The organism is Austwickia chelonae NBRC 105200 (assembly GCF_000298175.1).
GTDB lineage: Bacteria > Actinomycetota > Actinomycetes > Actinomycetales > Dermatophilaceae > Austwickia > Austwickia chelonae.
In genome coordinates, this window is sequence record NZ_BAGZ01000007.1 from 1 (window position 1) to 5,736 (window position 5,736).

Annotated in this window: 4 protein-coding genes; all 4 read right to left on the reverse strand. The window is 66.7% G+C overall.

The genetic code is table 11. The features are described from left to right. A partial coding sequence (locus tag AUCHE_RS06620) for an alpha/beta fold hydrolase (RefSeq protein ID WP_006502511.1) occupies window positions 1-1,531 on the reverse strand: 1,531 nt, incomplete at its 3' end. Window positions 1,532-1,761: 230 nt separating this feature from the next. Next, window positions 1,762-3,546 carry an alpha/beta hydrolase gene (locus AUCHE_RS06625; RefSeq protein WP_006502512.1) on the reverse strand — a complete coding sequence of 595 codons (1,785 nt, stop codon included), beginning with the start codon at window positions 3,544-3,546 and terminating at the stop codon, window positions 1,762-1,764. 207 nt (window positions 3,547-3,753) lie between these two features. Continuing rightward, window positions 3,754-5,409 (reverse strand): alpha/beta hydrolase, encoded by a 1,656-nt coding sequence (locus tag AUCHE_RS06630; protein ID WP_006502513.1) that lies wholly within the window; start codon window positions 5,407-5,409, stop codon window positions 3,754-3,756. A 97-nt stretch (window positions 5,410-5,506) separates the two neighbouring features. Continuing rightward, window positions 5,507-5,736, reverse strand: a 230-nt coding sequence (locus AUCHE_RS06635; RefSeq protein WP_006502514.1) for an alpha/beta hydrolase, incomplete at its 5' end; no start/stop codon positions are given.

Below are 5,736 nucleotides of genomic sequence, written 5' to 3' on the forward strand. Positions count from 1 at the left end.
GCAGCGGGTTGGCGGGCTTGACGTTGAACGGTCCGCGGTAGACGTTCTTGTCCTTGCCGGGCCATCGGGCGCAGCCGGATGACGCCCACGTCCAATATCCGAGGAACGGATTCTTCTGGGCTTCGGCAGAAGTGGTGAGTTTGGGCCAGTCCTGAGGGTTCTGGGGGTTGACGGTGTCGGAGCACATGACTCCGTCTGCTCCGACGGCGTCGGTCCATGCCCGGTCTTCCGGTACCGGCACGCCGGGAGCTACGGGTTTCCCTTCGGCAGGTTTCTGTTTCTCCGGGACGGCCAGTTTCTCCGGTGCGGCTTCTTTCAGCTCCGGGTCCATCTTCTCCGTGGCGGCCTGCTCGGCCAGCGGGGTGGCGACGGCCTCCTTGCGTGCCTCCTTGCGGGCCTCCTGGGCCGTCTCCTTCAGCGCGGTGGGTGGGGCTTTCGTCACGGTCACCGCCTGCCAGGCCTGGTGGATGGAATCCATCAGTTTCCGGTAGGAAGCAGCCCGGTACATGGCGGTGGTCGTGTCGGCGACGAAATCGCTGTACGTGTAGGTCTTCGAGCCTTGGGTGACCGGGGCCTTCTTCAGCGCCTCGAGGGTTTCCGTCCACGCCTTCTCGATGACGGCGCCGTGCTTGCAGCGGTCCGGTCCGGCCTTCTTGCACTCGGCGAAGGCGGCGTCGAGGGCTTCCTTGGCGCCTTCGGGTGAGCCGACCCGGGCGGTCACCGGTCGGTTCTCCTGGCCCTTGCGTCCGGTGGCCCAGGCGACGGGGTCGACGACGCTGTCCATGGTCATCCGGCCGACGGTGTTGGGGAAGAGTGCGGCGTAGGTCGCGCCGAGGTAGGTGCCGTAGGAGACGCCGTAGTAGTTGAGTTGTTTGTCGCCGATGGCTCGGCGGATCATCTCCATGTCGCGGGCGGTCTGCGCGGTGGACATGTGGTCGATGATGCGCCGGCCGGTCTTGTCGCAGGCGATCCGCCGGTATTCGTCCTGGGCGAGGTGGAGTTTCTGTTCTTCTGCGCTGACCGGGAACTTGCCCTTGATCGGGGTGGGCTTCTTCTCTCGGCTCCAGCAGCGGGCTTCCGAGCTGGAGCCGATGCCGCGCGGGTCGATCCCGATGACGTCGTACTCGGCGGTGGTCTTTTCTCCCAGGAGCGGTCCGAGCTGCATCACTGCCTGGGTCGAGCTGGCTCCGGGGCCGCCGGGATTGACGAAGACGGTTCCCTTCTTGGTTCGTCCTGCGGTGGTCTGTTCCGGGGCGGCCATCTTCGTCAGGCCGATCTCGATCTTGGGGCCGTCCGGTGCGGAGTAGTCGAGTGGGAGTAGTGCGGTGGCGCACAGAAGAAATCTCTTCTTCTCGCAGGGGGCCCAGGTGAGTTGGGGGGCCTTCACCTTCGACATGTCCGGTCCGCTGGTGGGGGCGGTGGTCTTCTGTTCGACGGTTTCGTCGCTACGGGCCGGGGCGGAATGTGCTGCGGCGGGGATCAGGGTGAGGGCGATGGCCGAGGTGGCCACCATGGCGATGGTGGTGCGCACGAAAGGAACTCCTCCGTGGAAGAAGTCGAAGTGTGTGGGGCGGTACCGGCAGGAAGGGCGGCAGGGTCGGCCAATTCCGTTGTGGCTGAGAGTGCCTGGGTGTCAGATTGGCATGCGATGGGGTGCCCTTCCGCGACCGGGAGAGCACCCCACCGTGTCCTAGCGGTGCCGCGAACGGCACGGCGAGGACGACCCGTCCGGGACGTCACCGAGAGGGACGCCCCGCAGGATCACTTGGTTTTGTCCTTCGCCTTGTCCTTCGCCTTCGTCGCGGGGAACAACGGCTTATCGGCCTTGCAGCTGGCTCCCTTGGCCGGCAGCTTGCCGTCGACCAGGTAGCTCTGGATGGCTTCGCGGGCGCAGGAGCTCACGACGCTGCTTCCGTGGCCCCATCCGTCGACGACCAGCAGTCGCGAGTCGGGGAGTACCGAGGCCAGTTTCTTGGCGCCGGGCAGCGGGGTCGACGGGTCGTGGGTGTTGTTGATGACCAGCATGGGGTTGGCCGCTTTGACGTTGAACGGTCCGCGGTAGACGTTCTTGTCCTTGCCCGGCCACTTCGCGCACGCCGAGGCCGCCCACGACCAGTAGTCCAGGAAGGGGTTCTTCTGGGCTTCAGGCGTGTTGGCGAACTTCAACCAGTGCTGCGGGTCCTGGGGGTTGACCGTGTCGGAGCACATGACCCCGTTCGCGCCGATCGCCTCGTGCCACTTGGCGTCCTTCGGTGCCGGCACCCCGGGGAAGACCGGCTTCTCCGCGGGTTTCTTCTCCGGGACGGGCAGCTGGTGGGCCTGGAGGTCCTCCCGCATGGCGGAGTCCATCTTCTCCGTGATGGCCTGGTCGGCCAGCGGCTTGGCGACGCTTTCCTTGCGGGCCTCCTTGGCGGCCTTCTTCAGCTCGGTCGGCGGGACCTTCTTGACCGTGACGGCCTGCCAGGCCTCGTGGATGGAGTCCATGAGCTTGCCGTAGGAGTCGGCGCGGTACATGGTGGAAGAGGTCTCAGCGATGAGGTCGCTGTAGGTGTAGGTCTTCTTCCCCTTGGTGACCGGGGCCTTCTTCAGCGCCTCGAGGGTTTCCTTCCACGCCTTCTCGATGACATTGGCGTGCTTGCAGCGCTCCGGTCCGGCCTTCTTGCACTCGGCGAAGGCGGCGTTGAGCGCTTCCACGGCGCCTTCGGCCGAGCCGACCCGGGCCGAGACGGCCATGTTCTCCTTGCCCTTGCGTCCGGTGGTCCACGCGATGGGGTCCAGGACGCTGTCGACGATCATCCGACCGGCGGTCTGCGGGAAGAGCGCGGCATAGGTGGTTCCCAGGTAGGAGCCGTAGGAGACGCCGTAGTAGTTGAGCTGTTTGTCGCCGACGGCTCGGCGGATCATCTCCATGTCGCGGGCGGTCTGCGCGGTGGACATGTGGTCGATGATCGGGCGGCCGGTCTTGTCGCAGGCGATCCGCTGGTATTCGTCGTGGGCGAGCTGCCGTTTCTGCTGTTCTGCGCCGACCGGGAACTTACCGCTGACCGGGGCGGGCTTGTCCTTCTTGCTCCAGCAGCGGGCTTCCGAGCTGTTGCCGACCCCGCGGGGGTCGACGCCGATGATGTCGTACTCGGTGTGGGTGCGCGGGCCGAGGAGGGGCACGAAGGCCTTCGTCACCTCGGTGGAACTGGCTCCGGGGCCGCCGGGGTTGACGAAGATGGAGCCTTTCTTGGCGGTGCCGCCCTTGGTGCCTTTCGCTCCCTGCGGGGTGGCGGCTTTCTTGGCGACGCCGATCTCGATCTTGGGGCCGTCGGGATTGGAGTAGTCGAGGGGGAGCAGTGCTGTGGCGCACTGCATCTCCTTGTCGTTTTTACAGGGGGCCCAGGTGAGGGCGGGGGTCTTCACCTTGGACATGTCGGGCCCCTTGGCGGGGGCGGCGGTTTTCTGGGCCACCGGCTCCTCTGCCGGGAAGGGGGCCGCCTGGGCGGTGGGTATCAAGGCGAGAGCGACGGCTGAGGTCGCCAGAACGGCAATGCTGGTACGCACGAAAAAAGGCTCCTCCGTGGAATGTGCCGAGGAGGGTGAGGTCTCGGCAGGAAGGGGAGAGGGGGCCTGGGGTGTAGCTCGCACGAGCCTACATGGGGAAGAAGATCATCTATGGTGCGGGGTTATACCTTCGTGGTCCCGGCGGCCGGTAGGCCGCCGGGACCACGTGTCAGCAGCACCGGTGAAGCAGCACGGGGTCGCCGGGGCTCACTTGTCGGGGAACAGCGGGGTATCGGCCTTGCAGGTGGTTCCTGCTGCGGGCAGCTTGCCGTCCACCAGGTAGTTCTCGATGGCTTTGGCGGCGCAGGCACTCTTGTCCGCGCTCATGTGTCCGAAGGCGTCGACGGTCAGCAGGCGCGAACCGGGGGAGAGCGCGGCCAGGGCCTTCGCCCCGGCCATCGGGGTCGCCGGGTCGTGGGCGTTGTTGACGATGAGCAGCGGGTTGGCGGGCTTGACGTTGAACGGTCCGCGGTAGACGTTCTTGTCCTGACCCGGCCATCCCGCGCACAGCGACGAAGCCCAACCCCAGGACGGCAGGAAGGGGTTCTTCTGAGCGGCGGGGGTGGCACCGAAACGGACCCAGGCCTGCGGATCCTTCGGGTTGACCGTGTCGGAGCACATCACCCCGGCCAGCCGGAAGGTGTCGGTCCAGGCCACTCCGGCGGGCGGTGCCAGGCTGGGTTCGATGGGTTTCTCGGCACCGGGGGCGGCGAAGAGTTGGGGCGCGATGGCTTTCTTCTGGGCGTCCTCGGCGGTCTTCTTGAGGGTGACCGTCGGTTTCTTCTTCTCGGTGAGGGCCTTCCACGTCTCGTGGATCGACTCCATCAACCGGGGGTAGGACTCGTTGTCGTACATGGCGGTGGCCGCATTGTGGATGAGGTCGCCGAAGTGGATCTGCTCACCGCCGTGCTTGAACGGGCCCTTCTTGAGGATCTCCTGGCTCTCCTTCCAGGCCTGCTCGATGGTGGGGCCTTGCGGGCAGCGCTTCGGCCCGGCCTTCTTGCACTCGGCGAAAGCGGCGTGGAGCGCCTCGACGGAGCCTTCGGCCGAGTGGATCCGGGCGGTGACCGGGACTTTCTGACCCTGACCGTCCTTGCCGGTGGCCCAGGCGACGGGGTCGACGACGCTGTCCATGGTCATCCGGCCGACGGTGTTGGGGAAGAGTGCGGCGTAGGTCGCGCCGAGGTAGGTGCCGTAGGAGACGCCGTAGTAGTTGAGTTGTTTGTCGCCGATGGCTCGGCGGATCATTTCCATGTCGCGGGCGGTCTGCGCGGTGGACATGTGGTCGATGATCGGACGGCCGGTCTTGTCGCAGGCGACGCGTTCGTAGTCGTCGTGGGCGATGTGGATCTTCTGCTGGGCCGGCTCCGAGGGGTACTTGGACTTGTTGCTCGGTGGTTCGGCGGTCTTGCTCCAGCAGCGGGCCTGCGCGGTGGGGGCGATGCCGCGGGGGTCGATGCCGATGACGTCGAAGTGGCCGGCGACTTTCGCTCCGAGCACCTTGGCCAGTCGGGGCAACTTCTCGGAGGAGCTCTGCCCGGGGCCGCCGGGGTTGAGGAAGAGGCTTCCTCGACGGTCTTTGCCGGTGGCGGGTTTCTTGGTGACGGCGACCTTGATCTTGGGCCCGTCCGGTTTGGCGTAGTCGAGGGGGAGCAGGGCGACGGCGCACTGGAGGGCTTTGTCGTTCTCGCAGGGCGCCCAGGTGAGGGTGGGGGTCTTCACCTTGGACATGTCGGGCCCCTTGGCGGGGGCGGCCGCTGGGTGGGTGGTCGGTGGTGCGGCGGCGATCGGGGCGGCGTGGGCGGCGGGGATCGTCGCCAGCGCGAGGGCCGAGGTGGCCAGGACGGCCAGGGTGGTGCGCATGAGTACCTCCGTGGAGTCGGCGGACAAGGGGCCGGATACGGCCGTGGATGGCCTTCCCCCTGAGGAAAGGCCATCCACGGTCAGACGGTCGGCAGGGTCACTTCTTCTCGGGGAAGAGCGGCTTGTCGGCCTTGCAGGTGGTGTTCTCGGCGGGGAGTTTGCCGTTCAACATGTAGTTCTCGACGGCTTTGGCAGCGCAGGCGCTCTTGTCGATGCCGACGTGTCCCCAGGCGTCGACGGTGACCAGTCGGGAGCCGGGGGAGAGCGAGGCGAGTTTCTTCGCTCCGGCCATCGGGGTGGCCGGGTCGTGGGTGTTGTTGAGGATCA

What these genes read in the sequence shown, in the direction of transcription:
- AUCHE_RS06630 (WP_006502513.1), bottom strand. Translation starts at nt 5,409, where the DNA reads ATGCGCACCACCCTGGCCGTCCTGGCCACCTCGGCCCTCGCGCTGGCG.